This window comes from Pseudomonas sp. P7758 (assembly GCF_013386485.1).
Lineage (GTDB): Bacteria > Pseudomonadota > Gammaproteobacteria > Pseudomonadales > Pseudomonadaceae > Aquipseudomonas.
The window spans coordinates 53780-75726 of the sequence record NZ_JACARS010000103.1 but is presented as its reverse complement, the minus strand read 5'-3'; the positions used below and the strand labels follow the sequence as shown (position 1 = coordinate 75726).

Sequence of the window (21947 nt, the reverse complement as noted above, 5' to 3'; positions counted from 1 at the left end):
GCGCTCGGCGAGCCTGCGGCGTGGGCAGGTCGCGGATTATAGCGAAGACTGTCGCCATGCACACCCGCTGTCTGGCCTGAGAGTCTTTCGTGTTACGCAGGTGTATGCCAAACTCAGCGCCTTTCGGGCCTGCTTAACAGGATTTATGCTCCCTTTGTCACCCAGTTTGCTACCCAGCCTCGCCGCCGCCATCTTGTATGCCGCTGCGACCCTCTATCAGGGCACTCGTCTGGCCCAAGGCGCCAAGGCCGACAAACGCCTGCTGGTAGGCCTTGGCGTCCTCGCCCTGCTGGCTCACGCCGCCAGCCTGTTCACGCACTTGATGACGCCGGTCGGCCTGGGCCTGGATTTCTTCAGCGCTGCGAGCCTGATTGCCGCCGCGGTGATCGCGCTGACCCTGATGGCCTGCTACCGGATCCCGGTGGAGAATCTGCTGGTGCTGTTGTTCCCGCTCGGGATGCTGACGGTGCTGCTGGCGCAATTCACACCGACCGGCACCGTGCAGGTCATTGATGAAGAGCCGGGCATCCTCGCCCACATCCTGCTGTCGATCCTCGCCTACGGCATGTTCACCATCGCGGTGTTCCAGGCCTTGCTGCTGCTGTTGCAAGACCACCAGCTCAAGCACAAGCACCCGTCGGGGCTGATCAAGAACTTCCCGCCGCTGCAAACCATGGAAAGCCTGCTGTTCGGCTTCCTCTGGGCCGGCTGGACGCTGCTGTCGCTGTCGCTGATCTCCGGCTGGCTGTTCGTCGAGAACCTGTTTGCCCAGCATCTTGTGCATAAAACCCTGCTGGCCTGCCTGGCCTGGGTGGTGTTCAGCGTGCTGCTGTGGGGCCGCAACCGTCTCGGCTGGCGCGGGCACAAGGCGATCCGCTGGACCCTGGCCGGTTTCTGCCTGCTGATGCTGGCCTATTTCGGCAGCAAGCTGGTTCGCGAATACATCCTGCATATCTGACGGGCAGCCGACATGGACAACTTGCCCTTGGGGCCGATGCTTGCGGTAGTAGCCTTGCTGGTTTTATGGTCGGCGCTGTTTACCGCCATCGAAGCCGCCCAGCAACATTTGCTGGCCCTGCGCCCCGGCACCCGCCAGGGTGACAAAGCCGCCGCCCGCCTGAACTTCCCGCGCAACAGCCTGATCCTCTGCAACACCCTGTGCCGCGCCGTGGTGGTGATTCTCTGCACCCTGCTGGCGATCTACGCCTGGGCGCAAAACGGCCCGTGGCTCGGCTGGGTGATCTCCAGCGCGGTGCTGCTGGTGCTGGCCGACTATCTGCCGCGTGCCCTGGCCACTCGCCACCCGCAAACCATCCTTGGCTTCGGCAATACCTTGCTGAGCGTGCCGCTGAAAATCCTTTATCCGCTGGCCTGGCTGCTCAACGGTGTCAGCCTGTTGCTGCTGCGCCCGTTCACCCGCAAGCCCGGGCTGGTCAAGAAGAGCGACGAGCCGCAGCCGGACCAGGACGACGAGCCGGAAGCCGAAATCCCCAACACCCGCGCGCCGGGCATGCCGGGCATCCACGCCCTGGACAACATCACCGTCAACGACATCCTGGTGCCCCGCAGCGAAGTGGACGGCATCAACCTGGATGACCCGGTAGAGGAAATCATCGAGCAACTGCGGGTTTCCACGCGCACCCGGCTGCCGGTGTTTCACAGCGACATCAACCAGGTCGAGGCGGTGCTCAACACCCGGCAGATCCGCCACCTGCTGCCGGACGCCAGCCTGACCAAGGAAGCCCTGCTGGCCGCCTGCCACGAGCCCTACTTCGTCCCGGAAAGTACACCGCTGCAACTGCAATTGCTGAACTTCCACAAGCAACAGCGCCGCCTGGGCATGGTGGTGGATGAATACGGCGAAGTGCTGGGCATTGTGACCCTGGAAGACATTCTTGAAGAAATCGTCGGTGAGTTCGAAAACGAGCAGCACCTCGACAACCCGCACATCCAGCCCCAACTGGATGGCCGCTACGTGATCGACGGCGCCGCCTCGATCCGTGACTTGAACAAAACCCTCGGCTGGCACCTGCCCAGCGACGGCCCCAAGACCCTCAACGGCCTGGTGACCGAAGCGCTGGAGACCATCCCGGACTGCGCCGTGTGCCTGAAAATCGGCCGTTATCGCCTAGAAATCCTCGAGACCGAGGACAACCGCGTCGCCAAGGTGCTGATCTGGCACACCAGCACGGTGCCGGTCGCCGCTTAAGCCCCTTGTTGGATCCGCAAACCCCTTCCTATAATCGGGCGGCTTACCCAAGCCCCGCCCGACCGCGTGCTACCCGCACTGAGCGCGTCCAGGCAGCGTTTTACCGTGTCTGACCGGTGTTTGCTCCCATCCCGAGCCGCCCCGCGCACAACCCTGATCCATGGGTGTTCGACCAATAATAATCCGCGTCCAAACGCGCAATGACCGTCAGGGATACCTCAATGAGCACCACCTATAACGAGACGGCGACCGCCGCCCCGACCAACTCGACGGCCCGGGTCGCCACCGCGAGCATCATCGGCACCGCCATCGAGTTCTACGACTTCTATATCTACGCAACTGCCGCCGCGCTGGTGATCGGCCCGGTGTTCTTCCCGCAAACCTCCGGCACGGCGCAGATGCTCGCCTCGTTCCTGACCTTCGGTATCGCGTTTATCGCGCGGCCACTGGGCTCGGCGCTGTTCGGCCACTTTGGTGACCGGATTGGCCGCAAGTCGACACTGGTGGCTTCCCTGCTGCTGATGGGCGTGTGCACCACGCTGATCGGCTTGCTGCCCGGTTATGACAGCATCGGGGCCTGGGCACCGATCCTGCTCTGCGTACTGCGCTTCGGCCAGGGCCTCGGGCTTGGCGGCGAATGGGGCGGCGCGGCGTTGCTGGCCACCGAGAACGCCCCGAAGGGCAAACGCGCCTGGTTCGGCATGTTCCCGCAGTTGGGCCCGTCGATTGGCTTTCTGGCGGCCAACGGGCTGTTCCTGATCCTGGCCATGAGCCTGAGCGACGAACAGTTCCGCAGCTGGGGCTGGCGCATTCCGTTCATTCTCAGCGCGGCGCTGGTGATGGTGGGGCTGTATGCACGGCTCAAACTGCATGAAACGCCGGTGTTCGCGAACGCCGTGGCCAAGGAAGCGCCGGTGAAGGTGCCGCTGGTGGAACTGTTCAGCCAGCATTGGCTGCCGGTCCTGCTGGGTGCGGCCTCGATGGTGGTGTGTTATGCGCTGTTCTATATCACCACCGCGTTTTCCCTGAGCTACGGCGTGTCTACGCTGGGTTACAGCCGTGAAACCTTCCTCGGGCTGTTGTGCTTCGCGGTGCTGTTCATGGGCGCGGCAACGCCGCTGGCGGCGTGGGCCAGCGACCGTTACGGGCGTAAGCCGGTGCTGATTGTCGGTGCGATCCTGACCATCCTTTCCGGCTTCACCATGGAGCCGTTGCTGACCCACGGTTCAACCTGGGCCGTGGCACTGTTCCTGGCGCTGGAGCTGTTCCTGATGGGCGTGACGTTTGCCCCGATGGGCGCGATGTTGCCGGAACTGTTCCCGACCCGCGTGCGTTATACCGGTGCTTCGGCGGCGTATAACCTGGGTGGGATCGTGGGTGCGTCGGCGGCACCGTTCTTCGCGACCAAGCTGGTGGCGATGGGCGGTTTGAGTTATGTCGGCGGGTATGTGTCGGCGGCAGCGGTGATCAGCTTGATTGCTGTGTTGTGCCTGAAAGAGACGCGCCATAACGATTTGAACAAGGTCGCCTGATGATGATCATTCCCACGCTCTGCGTGGGAATGCATCCGGTGACGCTCTGCGTCACGCCCTTAAGAGCGGACGCGGAGCGTCCAGCGCGGCATTCCCACGCGGAGCGTGGGAACGATCGGCGGGGGGTTACAGCTCTACAACAACAGCCTTCGAAGCACGAGTGGCTTTAGCCCGCGCTGCCTCAATCGACTCATCCCGCGCCAACGCCACGCCCATACGGCGCTGGCCATTCACTTCCGGCTTGCCGAACAGACGCAACGCCGTATCCGGCTCGCTCAAGGCTGCACCCAGGTTGGAAAACGCCGTCTGGGTCGACTTGCCTTCCACCAGGATCACTGCCGAAGCCGAAGGCCCGAACTGACGGATCAACGGGATCGGCAGGCCGAGAATTGCCCGCGCATGCAGGGCGAACTGCGACAAGTCCTGGGAAATCAGGGTCACTAGGCCAGTGTCATGGGGGCGCGGCGACACTTCGCTGAACCACACCTGATCGCCTTTGATAAACAGCTCGACGCCAAACAGACCACGACCACCCAACGCTTCGGTTACCGCCTTGGCAACGCGCTCGGATTCCGCCAGTGCAATCGGGCTCATGGCCTGTGGCTGCCAGGATTCCTGATAGTCGCCCTTCTCCTGACGGTGACCGACAGGCGCGCAGAAGGTAGTGCCGCCAATGTGGCGCACGGTCAGCAGGGTGATCTCGTAGTCGAAGTCGATAAAGCCTTCGATGATCACGCGGCCCTTGCCGGCACGCCCGCCCTCCTGGGCGTAATCCCAGGCTTTCTGCACGTCATCGGCGCTGCGCAGCAAGCTCTGGCCCTTGCCCGACGAACTCATTACCGGCTTGACCACACACGGGAAGCCCAGGTCGGTGACGGCCTTGCTGTAGTCCTCGAAGGTGTCGGCGAAGTGGTACGGCGAGGTCGGCAGGTCCAGCTCTTCGGCGGCCAGGCGACGGATGCCTTCGCGGTTCATGGTCAGCAACGTCGCGCGGGCGGTCGGGATCACGGTGAAGCCTTCGGCTTCCAGCTCAACCAGGGTGGAGGTGGCGATCGCTTCGATTTCCGGCACGATGAAGTGCGGCTTTTCGGCTTCGATCACGGCACGCAGGGCGGCGCCATCGAGCATGTTGATCACATGGCTGCGGTGGGCAACCTGCATGGCCGGCGCGTTGGCGTAGCGATCCACGGCAATCACTTCAACGCCCAGGCGTTGCAGTTCGATTACCACTTCCTTGCCCAGCTCACCGCAGCCACACAGCATTACGCGGGTCGCGGTTGGCGACAATGGAGTTCCGATTCGGGTCATCTCAGGTCCTCAGGGGAGCGGATCGTGGGGAGAAAGGCCGGCATTTTACATGAACTGTAAAGATTGGCTTCAGTTGGCGACGCGCTGCCGGCGCAAACGCCAGGCCATGGCCAGCCACACCACGGTAACGCCGGCGAATTTCGACACCAGGGCAGTGCCGGCGACCGCGGGCGTCAAGGCGCCGATCAGGCCGAAAAAGATGAAGGTATCGAGGGGGATACTCAGCGCCGAACTTATCCACAGGCGGTCGTGGAGTGGGCGCTTGGTGATGCTGAACACCAGCCAGTCAATGCATTCGGACACCGCGAACGCCGTGGCGCTGGCCAGGGCGATGGACGGATCGGAGGTGATATAGGACAGCACCAGCGCCGCCAGCATGGCGATGATCGCGCCATGGCCGAAACGGGTTTGCACCATGTCCCGCAGGACAAATACCAGGCCGCCCCAGGCGGACCAGATGACATCCAGGTGCGGAGCGGTGGAAAAGGCGAAGTTGATCAGCACGACGCTGCTGATGTAGGCAATCAGGAAGAACATGGGGCGAGGGACCTGTGAACAAGGGGCACAGGGTACTTCACATTTGGAAATATGTCGTCTGGGCGGGCCCTTTCGCGAGCAAGCCCGCTCCCACATTTTGAACGCATTCCTCCAAGATAAACGCAATCAAATGTGGGAGCGGGCTTGCTCGCGAAAGCGGTCTATCAGGCGCCGGACTTCCCCGGAATCATCCACACCAGCCCACTCGCCTTCGCCCGCTCATGGCACAACCCCAGCACTACCCGGCGCTCGGTATTGTCCATGCGACTCCAGCGGGTGATTTCATCCACCGTGCGCTGGCATCCCGTGCAGATATCATCGTCATCCAGCGCACAAATGCTCACGCACGGCGAGGCGACGGGTCGTTCTACCGGGTTCATTCTTCCTGCTCAACCAGATCACGGGCATACCGCTGGGCGTTATGCACATAGTGCGCAGCGCTGGCCTCGAGCATTTTCTTCTGCACGTCGGTCAGTTCCCGCACCACCTTGCCCGGCGAGCCCATCACCAACGAACCATCGGGAATTTCCTTGCCCTCGCCGATCAGCGAATTGGCGCCGATGATGCAGTGCTTGCCGATCTTCGCCCCGTTAAGAATCACCGCATTGATGCCAATCAGGCTGTAATCGTCGACGGTGCAGCCATGCAACATGGCGTTATGGCCGATGGTCACGCCGGTGCCAAGGGTCAGCGGGTAACCCATGTCGGTGTGCATCACGCTGCCGTCCTGCACGTTGCTGTTCTTGCCGATCAGGATCAGCTCGTTGTCGCCGCGCAACACCGCGTTGAACCAGACGTTGGCGCCCTCCTCCAGCTTGACCTTGCCCACCAGCGTGGCATTGGGGGCCACCCAGCTGTTGGGATGGGTTTCGACTCGGGCGTCGCCCAGGCGGTATTTCATAGGTGGATCCTCACGGCAGGAACGATGGCCATCTGGCTCTTAGGTATTGATGAAGCTTTTCGGCGGTCGATGCAGGCTGATGTCGGCATCGTCATAGAGCAGATTGATCAGTTCGACAATCATGATCGCCGTCAGCCCCCAGATCTTGTATTCGCCAAACCGGTAACTGGGCACGTACCAACTGCGGCCCTGGTAATCGATACGGTGGGTATGTTCGCGCGGGTCCTGGCGAAAAAACTCCAGGGGCACGCTGAACACAGCGGCGATCTCGGCGTCATTGGCCAGGTATTCGACGTAATCGGGGATAACGCCTACATAAGGCGTGACACGGATACCGTGCAGGGAAATCAGCGGGCTCAACGGGCCGATGACTTCCACCAGGCCCGGCGGCAGGCCGATTTCTTCTTCGGCTTCGCGCAGCGCGGTGAATATCAGGTCGGGGTCTTCCGGGTCGCGGCGCCCGCCAGGGAACGCCACTTCGCCGCCATGGGTGGATAACCCGCTGGCGCGCAAGGTCAGGATCAGCTCGGGTTCGTCACTGCGGGTGATCGGCACCAGTACCGCCGCTTCCGGGAAACGACCGTCGGTCTCCAGCGTGTGGGGCGTATGATTGCTTACCCGGCGAAGTAGCTCGTCCAGCATGAGTCATCTCGGTCTGTTGGCTACCTTGCATCATGCACCAAACCTTGCGCACGCCCAACCCCAAAACCCTGGCCATGTCGCTAAACGACAACTTGCAGCCCATACCCGGTCACGCCAAGATAGGCGCACTCTCCAGGAACCCCAGCATGAACTTCTGCAGCCAGTGCGGTAAACCGGTCACCCAGCGCATTCCCGAAGGCGACGCACGCTTGCGTTATGTCTGCGATCACTGTCAGACCATTCACTACCAGAACCCCAATATCGTCGCGGGCACCGTACCGGTGTGGGGCGACCAGGTGCTGCTGTGCCGGCGCGCCATCGAGCCGCGCCTGGGTTTCTGGACCTTGCCCGCCGGCTTCATGGAGAACGGCGAGACCGTCGAGCAGGCCGCCATGCGCGAAACCCTGGAAGAAGCCTGCGCCCGGGTGCGCAACCTGAGCATCTACACCCTGATCGACGTGCCGCACATCAGCCAGGTGCACATCTTCTACCGGGCCGAACTGATCGACCTGGATTTTGCCGCCGGCCCCGAAAGCCTTGAAGTGCGCTTATTCGATGAAGCCGACATCCCTTGGTCCGAGCTGGCTTTCCGCACGGTCGGGCGTACCTTAGAATGCTTTTTTGCTGACCGCCGGCAACAGTCGTATCCGGTGCGCAGCGAATCGGTGCCGCCGCTGACCCAGTTGGCCAAATAACAATCCAGGCGGCACGTAGTCTTTTCAGGGGATACCGTTTCAATGCGTTGGTTGCTTGCTCTGATCTGCCTGTCGTTTGCCACGCTGTCGCCAGCCTCCACCCAAGTGATCCTGGGGGGCAAACCCGTCGAGAAAATCCTGGTGCTCAAGTCTGCCCATCAGTTGCAACTGATCAATGACGGCAAGCCCCTCAGGACCTACCGCATTTCCCTGGGCAAGAACCCCAAGGGCACCAAGCTGATGGAAGGCGACCGCCGCACCCCGGAAGGTTTCTACTGGATCGACTGGCGCAAGACCAGCGACCGCTTCAACCTGGCCATGCACATCTCCTACCCCAATATCAGCGATTCCGCGCGCGCCCGCCGCGAAGGAGTCAAGCCCGGCAGCATGATCATGATCCACGGCACCCCCGACGCCGAGGACTACCCCGAAGAGCTGTTCCACACCCTGGACTGGACCGACGGCTGCATCGGCATGCGCAATGTCGACATGCGCGAAGTCTGGAACCTGGTGAAAGACGGCACGATGATCGAGATTCGTCCGTAATTTCCTGCCCCTCGTAAAATAATTCAAAAAAAATTCCCGCCCCATGGGTGGCCTGCCGGTGAATACCAGTTCACCTCGGCAAGCTGCGCGCTTCTGCCTGAAATAAAGACCTCTCTAATACCACTTGAACTGGCGCACTATTAAGGCGCCAGCAAACGCTCGCCCGCACTGTTTTCGCTGCATTGACATGGTATTTAAGTGGTATTAGCTTGCGATCACTACCGGGCGACAACACTCCAATAACCGCATCGGAAACCGACACGATGAACCCCATCCTGGCCCTGCGCCCCGACGATAAACAATCGACGCCGCTGTACCTGCAACTGGCCCGCAACCTCGAAGCCGCGATTCATGCCGGCCAGTGGAAATCCGAGCAGGCATTGCCGTCGGAACGCGCCCTCAGCGAGCAACTGAGCATTTCCCGGGTGACCGCCCGCAAGGCGCTGGAAGTGCTGTTCGAACAAGGCCTGATCCGTCGCAGCCAAGGCTCCGGAACCTTCATCACGCCACGCCTGGAACAACCGCTGTCGCGCCTCTCGGGCTTCAGCGAAATGCTCCGGCTCAAGGGCTTTGTGCCGACGTCCCAGTGGCTGGAGCGCGACATCACCCCGCCGACCCATGAAGAATTGATTCGCCTGGGCCTGTCACCCAGCGACAAAGTCGCGCGGCTCAAGCGTTTGCGTAAGGCCGACGACACGGTGATGGCGATTGAAATGACCGCCATGCCCGCCTCCGTCCTCCCCCACCCGCAGGCCATCGGCAACTCGCTCTACGAATACCTGGAAAGCATCGGCAAACCCATCGTGCGCGCCCTGCAACACATCCAGGCGATCAACGCCTCGGACGAGTTCGCAGCCCTGGTGGGCATCGCCCCTGGCACCGCCATGCTGCTGATGACCCGGGTGGGCTACACCGCCGACAACACCCCGATTGAAATCACCGACACCTACTGCCGCAACGACTACTACGACTTCGTCGCAGAACTGCGCCGCCACGACTATTCCGCTGAACTGCGAATTTAGAGAACTGCCCATGTCCGAAGACAATATCCTCACGCCACACGGCTGGATTCGCGGCCGCCTGGTGCACCAGCACGGCAAGGTCACTGCCGTAGAAGGCAGCCCGTGCAACCCGGCTGACAACGACCTGCCGTACCTGCTGCCAGGCTTTATCGACCTGCACGTGCACGGCGGTGGCGGCAAAGACATCATGGAAGGCACCGACGCCTTCCACACCATCACCCGCACCCACGTGCGGTTTGGCACCACCTCGCTGCTGGCCACCACCATGACCGCGCCAGTGGATGAGATTTCCCGCGTGCTCGGCGAAATCGGCACCTATTGCGAAAGCCGCCCGACCGGCACCGCTCGTGTCCTGGGCGTGCACCTGGAAGGCCCCTACATCAATCCGGGAAAACTCGGCGCACAACCGAACTTCGCCCACACCGCCTTGATGGCCGAAGTCGAAGAATACCTGCGCCTGGCGCCGATCCGGGTGATCACCATTGCTCCGGAAATCGCCGGCCATGACGGCCTGATCCGCGCCCTCAGCGAACGTGGCGTGCGCATGCAGATCGGCCACACCCTGGGCAGCTATGAAGAAGGTGTCGCCGCCCTCGCCGCCGGGGCCACCAGCTTTACCCACTTGTACAACGCCATGAGCCCGCTGCATCACCGCGAGCCCGGCATCGTCGGCGCGGCCCTGGCCCACGCCAAATACGCCGAGTTGATTCCCGACCTGCTGCACGTGCACCCCGGTGCCATGCGCGTGGCGCTGCGCTCGATCCCGTGCCTGTACTGCGTCACCGATTCCACCGCCGCTGCCGGCATGCCCGACGGCGAATACAAGCTGGGCAGCCACACCGTGACCAAGTGCCTGGGCGGCGTCCGCCTTGCCGATGGAACGCTGGCCGGCAGCACCCTGACCATGGACCAGGCGCTGCGCAACCTGGTGAAGATCGGCCTGCCGATCAGCGAAGCCTCACAACGCCTGTCGCAATTTCCTGCGGACTACCTGGGCCTCGAAGAACGCGGTCGCCTGCAACCCGGCAGCTTTGCCGACTGCGTGCGCCTGGACCGCTCCCTGCACCTCACCGACGTAATGGTCGAAGGAGAAACCATTGACTTCAAAAATGCTTGAAGAGGCCCTGGCCTCCTGTGAGGCCGTCGAGGCTCAACTGCAACGCCTGGACCCGCTGCTGGTGGAAGTCGCCGGCCGCCTGCGTCGCCAGCCACCGCAAGTGGCGATGACCATCGCCCGTGGCAGCTCGGACCACGCCGCCAGTTACTTCGCCTACCTGACCATGCAACATCTGGGGATTCCGGTGGCGTCGCTGCCGATGTCGGTGGTGACCATGCTGCAATCGCCGCTCAAGGTCAGCGGGCAAGTGGCGTTCGGTTTCTCCCAGTCGGGACAGAGCCCGGACCTGGTCAACAGCCTGCGCCTGTTGCGCAAGCGCGGCGCCTTGAGCATCTCGATGGTCAACGCCGAAGACTCGCCACTGGAAGCCGCCTGCGAATTCCATGTGCCGCTGTGCGCCGGGCCGGAACGCAGCGTCGCCGCCACCAAAAGCTTTATCGCGACCCTGAGCGCCAGCGCCCAGCTGATCGGCCACTGGAATCAGGAAGACGAGTTGCTGCAAGCCTGTAAGGCACTGCCCGAAGGTTTGCGTGAAGCCGCCAGGCAAGACTGGAGCCTGGCCATCGACGCCCTGCGCGACTGCCAGCAACTGATGGTGATCGGCCGTGGCGCCGGTTTTGCCATTGCCCAGGAAGCCGCGCTCAAGCTCAAGGAAACCTCGGCGATCCAGGCCGAAGCCTTCAGCAGCGCCGAAGTGCGCCATGGCCCGATGGCCCTGATCGATGACAACTACCCGCTGCTGGTCTTCGCCCCACGCGGCGCCGAACAAGCCGGCCTGCTGAGCCTGGCCGCCGATATGCGCCAGCGCGGTGCCCGCGTGCTGCTGGCCGCCCCCGATGACATCGCCGAGCGCGACCTGACTCTGAGCCGCGCCGAACACCCGGCCCTGGACCCGATCCTGGCGATCCAGAGTTTCTACGTGATGGCCGCCGGTTTGGCAGAGGCCCGGGGCATGGACCCGGACCAACCGCGTCACTTGAGCAAAGTGACCCGCACCCACTGAGTTGATTGCAGCGTTTTCCTGATGAGTACCGTGCCCATGTCCCACAATAATAAAGACCTCACCCTCAGCGCTCCCCTCAGTGGGCCGGTGCTGACCCTGGGCGACGTTCCCGACGAAGTGTTCGCCAGTGGCGCCATGGGCGACGGCATTGCCATCGACCCGCTCAACGATTGCCTGCACGCGCCGTGTGATGGCGTGATCATCCACGTCGCCCGCACCGGGCATGCGCTGACCATTCGCGCCGATAATGGCGCTGAATTGCTGATGCACGTGGGCATCGACACGGTGGAATTGAATGGCGAAGGCTTTGCGCTGCTGGTCAAGCAAGGTGCGCGGGTCAGCAAGGGCCAGGCACTGGTGCAGTTTGACCTGGACCTGATTGCGCGGCAGTGCAAAAGCCTGGTCAGCTTGATCATCCTGACCAACAGCGAGCTGTTTGAGCTACGGCCGATCACCTTGAAAACAGTGAAGGTCGGCGAGCCGCTGCTGCATGTGGTTGCACGGTTGGCCGGTGCAGCGAAAGTGATTGATGAGTCGGTCACCGAAGCCAGCGCGACTATTCGCATCACCCATCGTGGCGGCCTGCATGCGCGCCCCGCTGCCTTGATCCGCAAGACTGCACAGGCATTCAGCAGCCAGTCGCAGCTGCATTTCGCTGGCAAGTCGGCTTCGTGCGACAGCCTGATCGGCTTGATGGGCCTGGGGATTGGTGAGCAGGACGAGGTGCAGGTCACCTGTCGTGGCAAGGATTGTGAAGCGGCGCTGCAAGCACTGATCGCTGCGCTGTCGGTGGAAGTTGGCGAAGCGCATCACGCTCCAGTGGCCGTCGCCCCACGCCGCGCGAATACCGAAGCCGGAGTACTGCAAGGCGTGTGTGCCGCGCCGGGGTTGGTCTGCGGCCCGTTGTTCCGCCTGAACGGAATCGAGCTGCCGGTGGACCCGGGCAACAACGTGCCGGATGAACAATTGCAGCACCTGGACAGCGCCCTGGAACAGGTGCGTAGCGAAATCCGCCACACCCTGGACCAGGCCCGTCAGCGCAAGGATGTGGAGGAAGAAGAGATCTTCGCCGCCCACCTGGCCCTGCTGGAAGACCCTACGTTGCTGGAGGCCGCCACCGCCGCCATCGAACAGGGCAGCGCCGCCACTCACGCCTGGCGTGATGCGATCCAGGCCCAATGCGCGGTGCTGCTCGCCCTAGGCAAACCGCTGTTCGCCGAACGCGCCAACGACCTGCGCGACTTGCAGCAACGCGTGCTGCGGGCGTTGCTGGGCGAGGCCTGGAATTTTGATTTGCCGGCCGGCGCTATCGTCTCGGCCCATGAGCTGACCCCATCGGATCTGCTGCAACTGAGCAATCAACACGCCGCCGGTATCTGCATGGCCGAAGGCGGCGCGACGTCTCATGTGGCGATTCTGGCGCGGGGTAAAGGCTTGCCGTGCGTGGTTGCACTGGGCACTGAATTGCTTGATGTGCCCCAAGGCCAGCGCGTGGTGCTGGATGCCGCCAACGGCCGCCTGGAGCTGACGCCGGATGATGCGCGCCACGCCCAGGTTCACCAGTTGCGCGATGCACAGAAACTGCGGCGCCAACAGCAGCACGCGGAGGCTCAAGGCACCGCCAGCACTCAGGATGGCGTGCGTATTGAAGTGGCCGCGAATGTCGCCTCCAGCGCCGAAGCCCAGTTGGCCTTCGAGAATGGCGCCGATGGCGTCGGCCTTCTGCGCACAGAATTTCTCTTCGTCGATCGCCGCACCGCGCCCGACGAGCAAGAGCAGCGCCAGGCCTACCAAGCCGTGCTGGATGCCATGGGTGACAAGTCCGTGATCATCCGCACCATCGACGTCGGCGGCGACAAGCAACTCGACTACCTGCCGCTGCCGTTCGAGACCAACCCGGTGCTGGGCCTGCGGGGCATTCGCATGGCGCAAGTGCGTCCGGAGGTGCTGGACCAGCAACTGCGTGCCCTTCTCCAGGTCAGCCCGCTGGAACGTTGCCGCATCCTGCTGCCAATGGTCAGCGAAGTCGACGAACTGCTGCACATTCGCCAGCGCCTCGATGAACTGTGCGCCGAGCTGGAACTGACCCAACGCCCGGAACTGGGGGTGATGATCGAAGTGCCCGCGGCGGCGCTGATGGCCGAACAACTGGCCGAGCACGCGGACTTTCTGTCCATCGGCACCAATGACCTATCGCAGTACACCCTCGCCATGGACCGCGACCACGCCGGCCTCGCCGCCCGGGTCGATGCCATGCACCCGGCGCTGTTGCGGCTGATCGCCCAGACGTGCATCGGCGCAGCCAAGCATGGGCGCTGGGTCGGTGTGTGCGGGGCGCTGGCGTCCGACCCGCTGGCCACGCCGGTGCTGATCGGTCTGGGCATCAGCGAGCTGTCCGTCAGCCCGCCGCAGATCGGAGAAATCAAGGACCGTGTCCGTCACCTGGACGCAGCCCAATGCCGGCAACTGAGCCAAAGCCTGCTTAACCTGAGCAGCGCCAAAGCCGTTCGCCAAGCCTGTCAACACCACTGGCCGCTGAGCTGAAAACAACAAGAATAGGGAGACACGCCGTGTACCAATATTTTATCGAAGGGCTGCAACGCCTGGGCCGTGCGCTGATGCTGCCGATCGCGATTCTGCCGATCGCCGGCCTCCTGCTGCGACTGGGCGACACTGACCTGCTGAACATCGCGGTGATGCACGACGCCGGGCAGGCGATCTTCGCCAACCTGGCGCTGATCTTCGCCATCGGCATTGCCGTGGGTTTTGCCCGCGACAACAACGGCACGGCGGGCCTGGCAGGCGCCATCGGTTACCTGGTGATGGTCTCCACCCTCAAGGTGATGGACGCCAGCATCAACATGGGCATGCTCGCGGGCATCGCCAGCGGCTTGATGGCCGGTGCGCTGTATAACCGCTTCAAGGACATCAAGCTGCCGGAGTACCTCGCATTTTTTGGTGGGCGACGGTTTGTGCCGATCGTCACCGGGTTCTCCGCAGTGGCGCTGGGGGTGATCTTTGGTTTGATCTGGCCACCCGTGCAGCAAGGCATCAACAGCTTCGGCGTGCTGCTGATGGAAAGCGGCAGTTTTGGTGCGTTCGTGTTTGGCGTGTTCAACCGCCTGCTGATCGTCACCGGCTTGCACCATATCCTCAACAACATGGCGTGGTTTGTGTTCGGCACCTTCACCGACCCGACGACCGGCGCGGTAGTGACCGGCGACCTGACTCGCTATTTTGCCGGCGACCCGAAAGGTGGGCAGTTCATGACCGGCATGTTCCCGGTAATGCTGTTCGGCCTGCCGGCGGCGTGCCTGGCGATGTACCGCAATGCACTGCCGGAGCGGCGCAAGATCATGGGCGGGATTTTCCTGTCGATGGCGCTGACCTCGTTCCTGACCGGGGTCACCGAGCCGATCGAATTCGCCTTCATGTTCCTCGCGCCGTTCCTGTACCTGGTGCATGCGCTGCTGACCGGGTTGTCGATGGCGATCACCAACATGCTCAACATTCACCTGGGCTTTACCTTCTCCGGTGGGTTTATCGACATGGTGCTGGGTTGGGGTAAATCCACCAACGGCTGGTTGGTATTCCCGGTTGGGCTGGCGTATGCGGTGATCTACTACAGCGTGTTCAACTACTGCATCCGTCGCTTCAATTTGAAGACGCCCGGGCGTGAGGATATTCAGGTCGCGCAGGCCGAGGCCATGACCGATAACCAACGGGCCGGGGCTTACATTCGGGCGCTGGGTGGTGCAGAGAATCTGCTGAGTGTGGGTGCTTGCACGACGCGTCTGCGGCTGGACATGGTGGACCGCAACAAGGCGGTGGATGCCGAGTTGAAGGCGCTGGGTGCGATGGCCGTGGTTCGACCGGGTAATGGCGGGAGTTTGCAGGTGGTGGTCGGGCCGATGGCGGACAGCATTGCCGATGAGATTCGGTTGGCGATGCCTTCGTATGTTGGAGTCACTCCGGTCGCTGCTGCACCGGTTGAGAAGAGCACGCCGGTGAACGTGCATGAGGCCGAGAAATGGCTGAGTGCGCTGGGCGGTCGGGCCAATGTTTTGCAATTGGATGCGGTGGCGATGACGCGGCTGCGGGTGGAGTTGGGGGATGGTTCGGTGTTGTCGGAATCTCAACTGACGGCGCTGGGTTGCCAGGGTGTGAGCCAGCTTGAGAGTGGGGTTTGGCACTTGCTGATTGGTGACAAGGCTTCGGGGTTGGGTGAGGCGTTGGAGCGGTTGGTCAGTGGCCGTGAGGTTGGGGTAAAAGCCTGAATCTTTGCTGAGCATCAGGGCCTCTTCGCGAGCAAGCCCGCTCCCACATTTTGATCGGTGCCCGTCATGGCAACGCGGTCAAATGTGGGAGCGGGCTTGCTCGCGAATGGCCGTGACAGGCAACAAAAAACCCGCTGACCAAACTGGCCCAGCGGGTTTCTTGTTTTGCAGCCAGCGAATCAAAAATCCGCCAACTGCCACACCTCATACGCCGGTGTCTCATACGGGTGGCTCAGTTTCAACGCAGCCACGACAGCCACGATCAACTCATCCGCCACCACCAGCTCAACCTTCCATTCTTCAACCACTTCAACCTGCCCCACCTGCCCGATAAACGGCTGGCTGCCGTCCATCGCGCGGAATTGGCCCTGGCCCAGTACCTGCCAGGCGCAGCTGTCGTAGTTGCCGATGCGCCCGCCGCCGGCTGCGAAGACGGCGGTTTTCACCGTCTCCACGTGGCTGTCGGGCACAAAGAAGCTGAGCTTGTACACCGACTTAGTTCACCCAGACGCGAGCGTTACGGAACATGCGCATCCACGCGCCGTCTTCGTTCCACTCTTCCGGGCGCCACGAGTTCTGCACGGCGCGGAACACACGCTCCGGGTGCGGCATCATGATGGTGACGCGACCGTCGCGGCTGGTCAGCCCGGTGATCCCGCGCGGCGAGCCGTTCGGGTTGGCCGGGTAGCCTTCGGTGACCTTGCCGTGGTTGTCGACAAAACGCAGGGCCACAGTACCGGACAGGTCGGCTTCCAGCAGTGCTTCTTCGCTGGCGAATTCCGCATGGCCTTCACCGTGGGCGATGGCGATTGGCATGCGCGAACCGGCCATGCCTTGCAGGAAGATCGAGTTGGATTCCTGTACCTGGACCATCGCAACCCGCGCTTCGAACTGCTCGGAGCGGTTACGCACAAAGTGCGGCCAGAACTCGCTGCCCGGGATCAGTTCGCTGAGGTTGGACATCATCTGGCAACCGTTGCACACACCCAGGGTGAAGCTGTCATTACGCTCGAAGAAGCCCTGGAACGCGTCACGGGCACGGCTGTTGAACAGGGCCGACTTGGCCCAGCCTTCACCGGCACCCAGTACGTCGCCGTAGGAGAAACCACCGCAGGCAACCAGGCCTTTGAACTCATTGAGGTCGACGCGACCGGCGAGGATGTCGCTCATGTGCACGTCGATCGCATTGAAGCCGGCACGGTCGAACGCCGCCGCCATTTCCACCTGGCCGTTGACGCCCTGCTCACGCAGTACGGCCACTTGTGGGCGGATGCCTTTCTTGATGTAAGGCGCGGCGATGTCCTGGTTGACGTCGAAGCTGAGCTTGGTGCTCAGGCCCGGATTGTCTTCTTCCAGGATCACCTCGAATTCCTGCTCGGCGCAGTCGGCGTTGTCGCGCAGGCGCTGGATCTGGTAGCTGGTCTCGGCCCACTGGCGTTGCAGCAGGCGGCGCTGGCCTTCAAACACGGTTTCGCCGTTGAAGACGATGTTGATTTCACCGTTGTTGATCGGCTGGCCAATCACGGCCACGCAGTCGCCCAGGCCAGCGGCGCTGAACTGTGCGAGTACGTCCGGGGTTGCGTCCTGGCGAACCTGGATAACGGCGCCCAGCTCTTCGTTGAACAGGATTGCTGCGATGTCAGCGGAAGTTTCTGCCAGGCCATCGAGGTTCAGGCTCAGGCCGCAGTGACCGGCGAAGGCCATTTCCACGGCGCTGGTCAGCAAACCACCGTCGGAACGGTCGTGGTAAGCCAGCAGGTGGCCGTCGGCGTTCAGGCCCTGGATCACGGCGAAGAAAGCTTTCAGGTCTTCGGCGTCGTCGACGTCCGGGGCCTGCTTGCCGAGCTTGCCGTGCACCTGGGCAAGGATCGAGGCGCCCATGCGGTTCTGACCGCGACCGAGGTCGATCAGGATCAGGTCGGTGGTGCCCTTGTCCATGCGCAGTTGCGGGGTCAGGGTCTGGCGAATGTCGGTGACTGGCGCAAAGCCGGTAACGATCAGCGACAGCGGCGAGGTGACGCTCTTGTCCACGCCTTCATCGTTCCAGCGGGTGGCCATGGACATGGAGTCCTTGCCCACCGGAATGGTGATGCCCAGCTCAGGGCACAGCTCCATGCCGACCGCTTTCACGGTGTCGTACAGGCGCGCATCTTCACCTGGGTGGCCAGCAGCGGACATCCAGTTGGCAGACAGCTTGATGTCGGAGATCTTGGCGATGCGTGACGCGGCGATGTTGGTCAAGGTTTCGCCGATGGCCATGCGGCCCGACGCCGGGGCGTCCAGCAGCGCCAGCGGAGTGCGTTCGCCCATGGCCATGGCTTCACCGGTGTACACGTCGAAGCTGGTAGCGGTGACGGCAACGTCAGCCACCGGGACCTGCCACGGGCCGACCATTTGATCACGGGCAACCAGACCGGTGATGGTGCGGTCGCCGATGGTGATCAGGAAGCTTTTGCTGGCAACGGCCGGGTGGTGCAGGACGCGCTCCACGCAGTCGGCGATGGCCAGGGTCGACGGGTCGAAATCGTCGCCCAGTTCGTTTTCACGCACGGCCGAACGGTGCATGCGCGGGGCTTTGCCCAGCAGCACTTCCAGCGGCATGTCCACCGGGCTGTTGCCGAAGTGGCTGTCGGTGACCGTCAGTTGCGGCTCGGCAGTGGCTTCGCCGACTACCGCAAACGGGCAGCGCTCGCGCTCGCAAATCGCCTGGAAGCGTTCGAAGTCTGCAGGACCTACCGCCAACACGTAGCGTTCCTGGGATTCGTTGCTCCAGATTTCGTGCGGAGCCATGCCCGGCTCGTCGTTTGGAATGTTGCGCAGTTCGAAACGGCCGCCACGGTCGCCATCGTTGACCAGTTCCGGGAAGGCGTTGGACAAACCACCTGCGCCGACGTCGTGGATGAAGCTGATGGGGTTCTTGTCACCCAGTTGCCAGCAACGGTCGATGACTTCCTGGCAACGGCGTTCCATCTCAGGGTTTTCACGCTGAACGGAAGCGAAGTCCAGGTCGGCCGAGCTGGTGCCGGTGGCCATGGAGGAAGCGGCGCCGCCACCCAGGCCGATCAGCATCGCCGGGCCACCGAGGACGATCAGCTTGGAGCCGACCAGAATCTCGCCTTTCTGTACGTGTTCGGCGCGGATGTTGCCCATGCCGCCGGCCAACATGATTGGCTTGTGGTAACCGCGCACTTCATCGCCACGCGGGGTGGTGATGGATTGCTCGAAAGTACGGAAGTAACCGGTCAGGGCCGGACGCCCGAATTCGTTGTTGAACGCGGCGCCGCCCAGCGGGCCTTCGATCATGATGTCCAGCGCGGTGACGATGCGCTCAGGCTTGCCGTACGGCACTTCCCACGGCTGTTCGAAGCCCGGGATCTGCAGGTTGGACACGGTGAAGCCGGTGAGGCCAGCCTTTGGCTTGGCGCCACGACCGGTTGCACCTTCGTCGCGAATCTCGCCGCCGGAACCGGTGGCTGCGCCCGGGAACGGGGCAATCGCGGTCGGGTGGTTGTGGGTCTCGACTTTCATCAGGATGTGCACCGGCTCCTGCACCGCGCCGTACTGGCGGGTTTCAGGGTCCGGGAAGAAACGGCCGGCGACGGAGCCGACGATGACCGAGGCGTTGTCCTTATACGCCGACAGAACGCCTTCGCTGTGCATCACGTAGGTGTTCTTGATCATGCCGAACAGGCTTTTTTCCTGGCTCTGGCCGTCGATGTCCCAACTGGCGTTGAAGATCTTGTGACGGCAGTGCTCGGAGTTCGCCTGGGCGAACATCATCAGTTCGATGTCGTGCGGGTTGCGCTTCAGGCCGATGAAGGCGTTGACCAGGTAGTCAATTTCGTCTTCGGCCAGGGCCAGGCCCAGCTCGGTGTTGGCGGTTTCCAGGGCGGCACGGCCACCACCGAGCACGTCAATCGCGGTCAGCGGCTTGGGTTCGGCGTGGCTGAACAGACCGGCGGCCTGTTCCAGCTGGCTGACGATGATCTGGGTCATGCGGTCGTGCAGGCTGCTGGCGATCAGCTCGGCCTCGGCCTCGCTGAACTGGCCTGCTACATAGAAGGCAATCCCGCGTTCCAGGCGCTGGATTTTGTCCAGGCCGCAGTTGCGGGCGATGTCGCTGGCCTTGCTCGACCAGGGCGAGATGGTGCCGAACCGTGGCAGGACCAGGAACAAGCGGCCGTTAGGCTCTTGAACAGGAACGCTGGGACCGTACTTCAGAAGGCGCGCCAGCACTTGCTGTTCGTCGGCGGTCAAAACGCCAGTAACGTCGGCGAAGTGAGCAAATTCAGCATACAAGCCACTGACAGAAGGTACCTTCTGGCTCAGTTGCTCAAGGAGTTTGCTGTGGCGAAAGGCAGAAAGGGCAGGAGCGCCGCGCAGGATCAACATCTTCGGGACAGCCTCGGGAAGGGGGTGTGCTTTGAGGCCGTGCATTCTAGCGTAAACCGTCGCCAACGGCACCCGAAACGGCACCAGTGGCCGCAGCCGGACGTCAGTTGGCATAAATCGCACGATATCATATGGCCATACAGGCTATTCCGGGCAGTTATTTTAACCGTCACAATCGGCTGCCAAGCCCCGTTTCTGCGGGCTGCAGCCAAGGTTTACGGGCGCTAGCAGACAAGTGCCCCGCTGTCGAGATATGGCGCCGAGGGTCCTTTGCGTATACTGCGCAGATGTTCTCACCTACTGCTTTACGCCCGCGATGCGCCAAATGGCTCTTCGTTACCGGACTCTTCCTGCTGCTCAGTGCGTGTGTGGATAAACCCAACACGCTCGAGCGAATCAAGGAGGATGGCGTATTGCGGGTGGTCACCCGAAACAGTCCGGCCACTTATTTCCAGGACCGTAACGGCGAAACCGGCTTCGAATACGAACTGGTAAAACGTTTTGCCGACGAGTTAGGGGTAAAGCTCGAGATCGAGGCGGCCGACAACCTGGATGACCTGTTCTCGCAGATCGGCAAGCCCAACGGCCCGGTACTGGCCGCCGCCGGCCTGGTCAGCAGTGAGCAGCGTCGCCAGCAAGTGCGTTTCTCCCACCCTTATCTGGAAGTCACCCCGCAGATCATCTACCGCAACGGCCAGTCCCGGCCGACCACCGCGGCAGACCTGGTGGGCAAGAAGATCATGGTGCTCAAGGGCAGCACCCACGCCGAGCAACTGGCGCAGCTGAAAAAACAGTTTCCCGGGATTGAATACGAAGAGTCCGACGCCGTTGAGGTGGTCGACCTGCTGCGCATGGTGGATGAGGGCCAGATCGACCTGACCCTGGTGGACTCCAACGAAGTGGCGATGAACCAGGTGTACTTCCCCAACGTGCGGGTGGCCTTTGACCTCGGTGACGCCAGCCATCAAGCCTGGGCGGTTGCCGCCGGTGAAGACAACAGCCTGCTCAACGAGGTCAACAACTACCTCGACAAGGTGGAAAAGAACGGCACGCTGCAACGCCTGAAAGATCGCTATTACGGGCACGTCGATGTACTCGGCTACATGGGCGCCTACACCTTCGCCCAGCATCTGCAGCAGCGCCTGCCCAAATACGAGAAACACTTCCGGGCCTATGCCAAGGAAGAAAAGGTCGACTGGCGCCTGCTGGCGGCCATCGGCTACCAGGAATCACTCTGGCAGCCGGCGGTGACCTCCAAGACCGGCGTGCGCGGCCTGATGATGCTGACCCAGAACACGGCGCAGGCCATGGGCGTGTCCAACCGCCTGGACGCCAAGCAGAGCATCATGGGCGGCGCCAAGTACCTGGCCAAGATCAAGGATGAGCTGGACGACAAGATTGCCGAGCCGGACCGCACCTGGTTTGCCCTGGCGGCGTACAACGTCGGCACCGGGCATTTGGACGACGCGCGCAAGCTGGCCGAAAAAGAAGGCCTGAACCCGAACAAGTGGCTGGACGTGAAGAAGATGCTGCCGCGCCTGTCGCAGAAGCAGTGGTACAGCAAGACGCGTTATGGCTATGCCCGTGGCGGTGAGCCCGTGCATTTTGTGGCGAACATCCGGCGTTACTACGACATTCTGACGTGGGTGACGCAGCCGCAGCTGGAAGGCAACCAGGTGGTCGAAGGCAACCTGCATGTGCCGGGTGTGGACAAGACCAAGCCGACGGAAGAAACCCCGCCGCTGTAATCCCCCGATTCTCCAAAC

The 21947-nt window shown here is 62.5% G+C and carries 18 protein-coding genes; 11 read left to right on the top strand and 7 right to left on the bottom strand.

The features are described from left to right. The first annotated feature begins 145 nt into the window (after nucleotides 1-145). The 3 genes from HX873_RS21910 to HX873_RS21900 all read left to right on the top strand — a co-directional run bounded on the left by HX873_RS21910 (nucleotide 146) and on the right by HX873_RS21900 (nucleotide 3741). Nucleotides 146-958, top strand: a complete 813-nt coding sequence (locus HX873_RS21910) for an inner membrane protein YpjD (protein ID WP_010176828.1) — start codon at nucleotides 146-148, stop codon at nucleotides 956-958. A 12-nt stretch (nucleotides 959-970) separates the two neighbouring features. Then, the gene (locus HX873_RS21905; RefSeq protein WP_177027901.1) at nucleotides 971-2209 is read left to right on the top strand and encodes a transporter associated domain-containing protein; all 1239 of its coding nucleotides are present in this window, start codon (nucleotides 971-973) and stop codon (nucleotides 2207-2209) included. 221 nt (nucleotides 2210-2430) lie between these two features. Beyond that, the gene (locus HX873_RS21900; protein ID WP_177008147.1) at nucleotides 2431-3741 is read left to right on the top strand and encodes an MFS transporter; all 1311 of its coding nucleotides are present in this window, start codon (nucleotides 2431-2433) and stop codon (nucleotides 3739-3741) included. A gap of 126 nt (nucleotides 3742-3867) precedes the next feature. Here the strand turns inward: HX873_RS21900 and purT are convergent, their stop codons facing one another. The 5 genes from purT to HX873_RS21875 all read right to left on the bottom strand — a co-directional run bounded on the left by purT (nucleotide 3868) and on the right by HX873_RS21875 (nucleotide 7129). Next, on the bottom strand, nucleotides 3868-5049 hold the full coding sequence (gene purT / locus HX873_RS21895) for a formate-dependent phosphoribosylglycinamide formyltransferase (protein ID WP_008438243.1): 1182 nt from the start codon (nucleotides 5047-5049) through the stop codon (nucleotides 3868-3870). A 69-nt stretch (nucleotides 5050-5118) separates the two neighbouring features. After that, nucleotides 5119-5586, bottom strand: a complete 468-nt coding sequence (locus tag HX873_RS21890; RefSeq protein ID WP_003209599.1) for a hypothetical protein — start codon at nucleotides 5584-5586, stop codon at nucleotides 5119-5121. A gap of 164 nt (nucleotides 5587-5750) precedes the next feature. Beyond that, nucleotides 5751-5966, bottom strand: a complete 216-nt coding sequence (locus HX873_RS21885) for a DUF1289 domain-containing protein (protein ID WP_008438244.1) — start codon at nucleotides 5964-5966, stop codon at nucleotides 5751-5753. Then, on the bottom strand, nucleotides 5963-6487 hold the full coding sequence (locus tag HX873_RS21880; RefSeq protein ID WP_008438249.1) for a gamma carbonic anhydrase family protein: 525 nt from the start codon (nucleotides 6485-6487) through the stop codon (nucleotides 5963-5965). Before HX873_RS21880 ends, HX873_RS21885 begins: the two co-directional genes overlap by 4 nt. A 39-nt stretch (nucleotides 6488-6526) precedes the next feature. After that, nucleotides 6527-7129 carry a CoA pyrophosphatase gene (locus HX873_RS21875; protein WP_003209605.1) on the bottom strand — a complete coding sequence of 201 codons (603 nt, stop codon included), beginning with the start codon at nucleotides 7127-7129 and terminating at the stop codon, nucleotides 6527-6529. Nucleotides 7130-7275: 146 nt separating this feature from the next. Between HX873_RS21875 and HX873_RS21870 the strand changes: the two genes are divergently transcribed. The 7 genes from HX873_RS21870 to nagE all read left to right on the top strand — a co-directional run bounded on the left by HX873_RS21870 (nucleotide 7276) and on the right by nagE (nucleotide 15789). Further along, nucleotides 7276-7824 (top strand): NUDIX hydrolase, encoded by a 549-nt coding sequence (locus HX873_RS21870; protein ID WP_003209606.1) that lies wholly within the window; start codon nucleotides 7276-7278, stop codon nucleotides 7822-7824. A gap of 42 nt (nucleotides 7825-7866) precedes the next feature. Next, a complete protein-coding gene (locus HX873_RS21865) occupies nucleotides 7867-8370 on the top strand; it encodes a murein L,D-transpeptidase family protein (RefSeq protein ID WP_003209608.1) in 504 nt (167 codons plus the stop codon). A 263-nt stretch (nucleotides 8371-8633) separates the two neighbouring features. Then, the gene (locus tag HX873_RS21860; protein WP_003209609.1) at nucleotides 8634-9392 is read left to right on the top strand and encodes a GntR family transcriptional regulator; all 759 of its coding nucleotides are present in this window, start codon (nucleotides 8634-8636) and stop codon (nucleotides 9390-9392) included. A gap of 10 nt (nucleotides 9393-9402) precedes the next feature. After that, nucleotides 9403-10509 (top strand): N-acetylglucosamine-6-phosphate deacetylase, encoded by a 1107-nt coding sequence (nagA, locus tag HX873_RS21855; RefSeq protein WP_087695120.1) that lies wholly within the window; start codon nucleotides 9403-9405, stop codon nucleotides 10507-10509. After that, complete coding sequence (locus HX873_RS21850; RefSeq protein ID WP_023659131.1) at nucleotides 10490-11512, top strand: SIS domain-containing protein; 1023 nt, start codon at nucleotides 10490-10492, stop codon at nucleotides 11510-11512. Before nagA ends, HX873_RS21850 begins: the two co-directional genes overlap by 20 nt. Before the next feature lie 36 nt (nucleotides 11513-11548). Then, nucleotides 11549-14056, top strand: coding sequence for a phosphoenolpyruvate--protein phosphotransferase (ptsP, locus tag HX873_RS21845; protein ID WP_177123190.1), 2508 nt, complete (start codon nucleotides 11549-11551; stop codon nucleotides 14054-14056). 74 nt (nucleotides 14057-14130) lie between these two features. Continuing rightward, nucleotides 14131-15789, top strand: coding sequence for an N-acetylglucosamine-specific PTS transporter subunit IIBC (gene nagE / locus HX873_RS21840; RefSeq protein WP_218170368.1), 1659 nt, complete (start codon nucleotides 14131-14133; stop codon nucleotides 15787-15789). A 179-nt stretch (nucleotides 15790-15968) separates the two neighbouring features. Here nagE and HX873_RS21835 read toward each other — a convergent pair whose 3' ends face one another. Together HX873_RS21835 and purL are read right to left on the bottom strand one after the other, a co-directional pair. Next, on the bottom strand, nucleotides 15969-16280 hold the full coding sequence (locus tag HX873_RS21835) for an NGG1p interacting factor NIF3 (RefSeq protein WP_087695123.1): 312 nt from the start codon (nucleotides 16278-16280) through the stop codon (nucleotides 15969-15971). A 4-nt stretch (nucleotides 16281-16284) separates the two neighbouring features. Beyond that, the gene (gene purL, locus HX873_RS21830) at nucleotides 16285-20181 is read right to left on the bottom strand and encodes a phosphoribosylformylglycinamidine synthase (RefSeq protein WP_003209621.1); all 3897 of its coding nucleotides are present in this window, start codon (nucleotides 20179-20181) and stop codon (nucleotides 16285-16287) included. Between the two features lie 287 nt (nucleotides 20182-20468). On the opposite strand from purL, the gene mltF reads away from it, so the two are divergent. Then, entirely contained in the window at nucleotides 20469-21929 is a 1461-nt protein-coding gene (gene mltF, locus HX873_RS21825) for a membrane-bound lytic murein transglycosylase MltF (protein ID WP_087695124.1), read from the top strand. Nucleotides 21930-21947 lie beyond the last annotated feature (18 nt).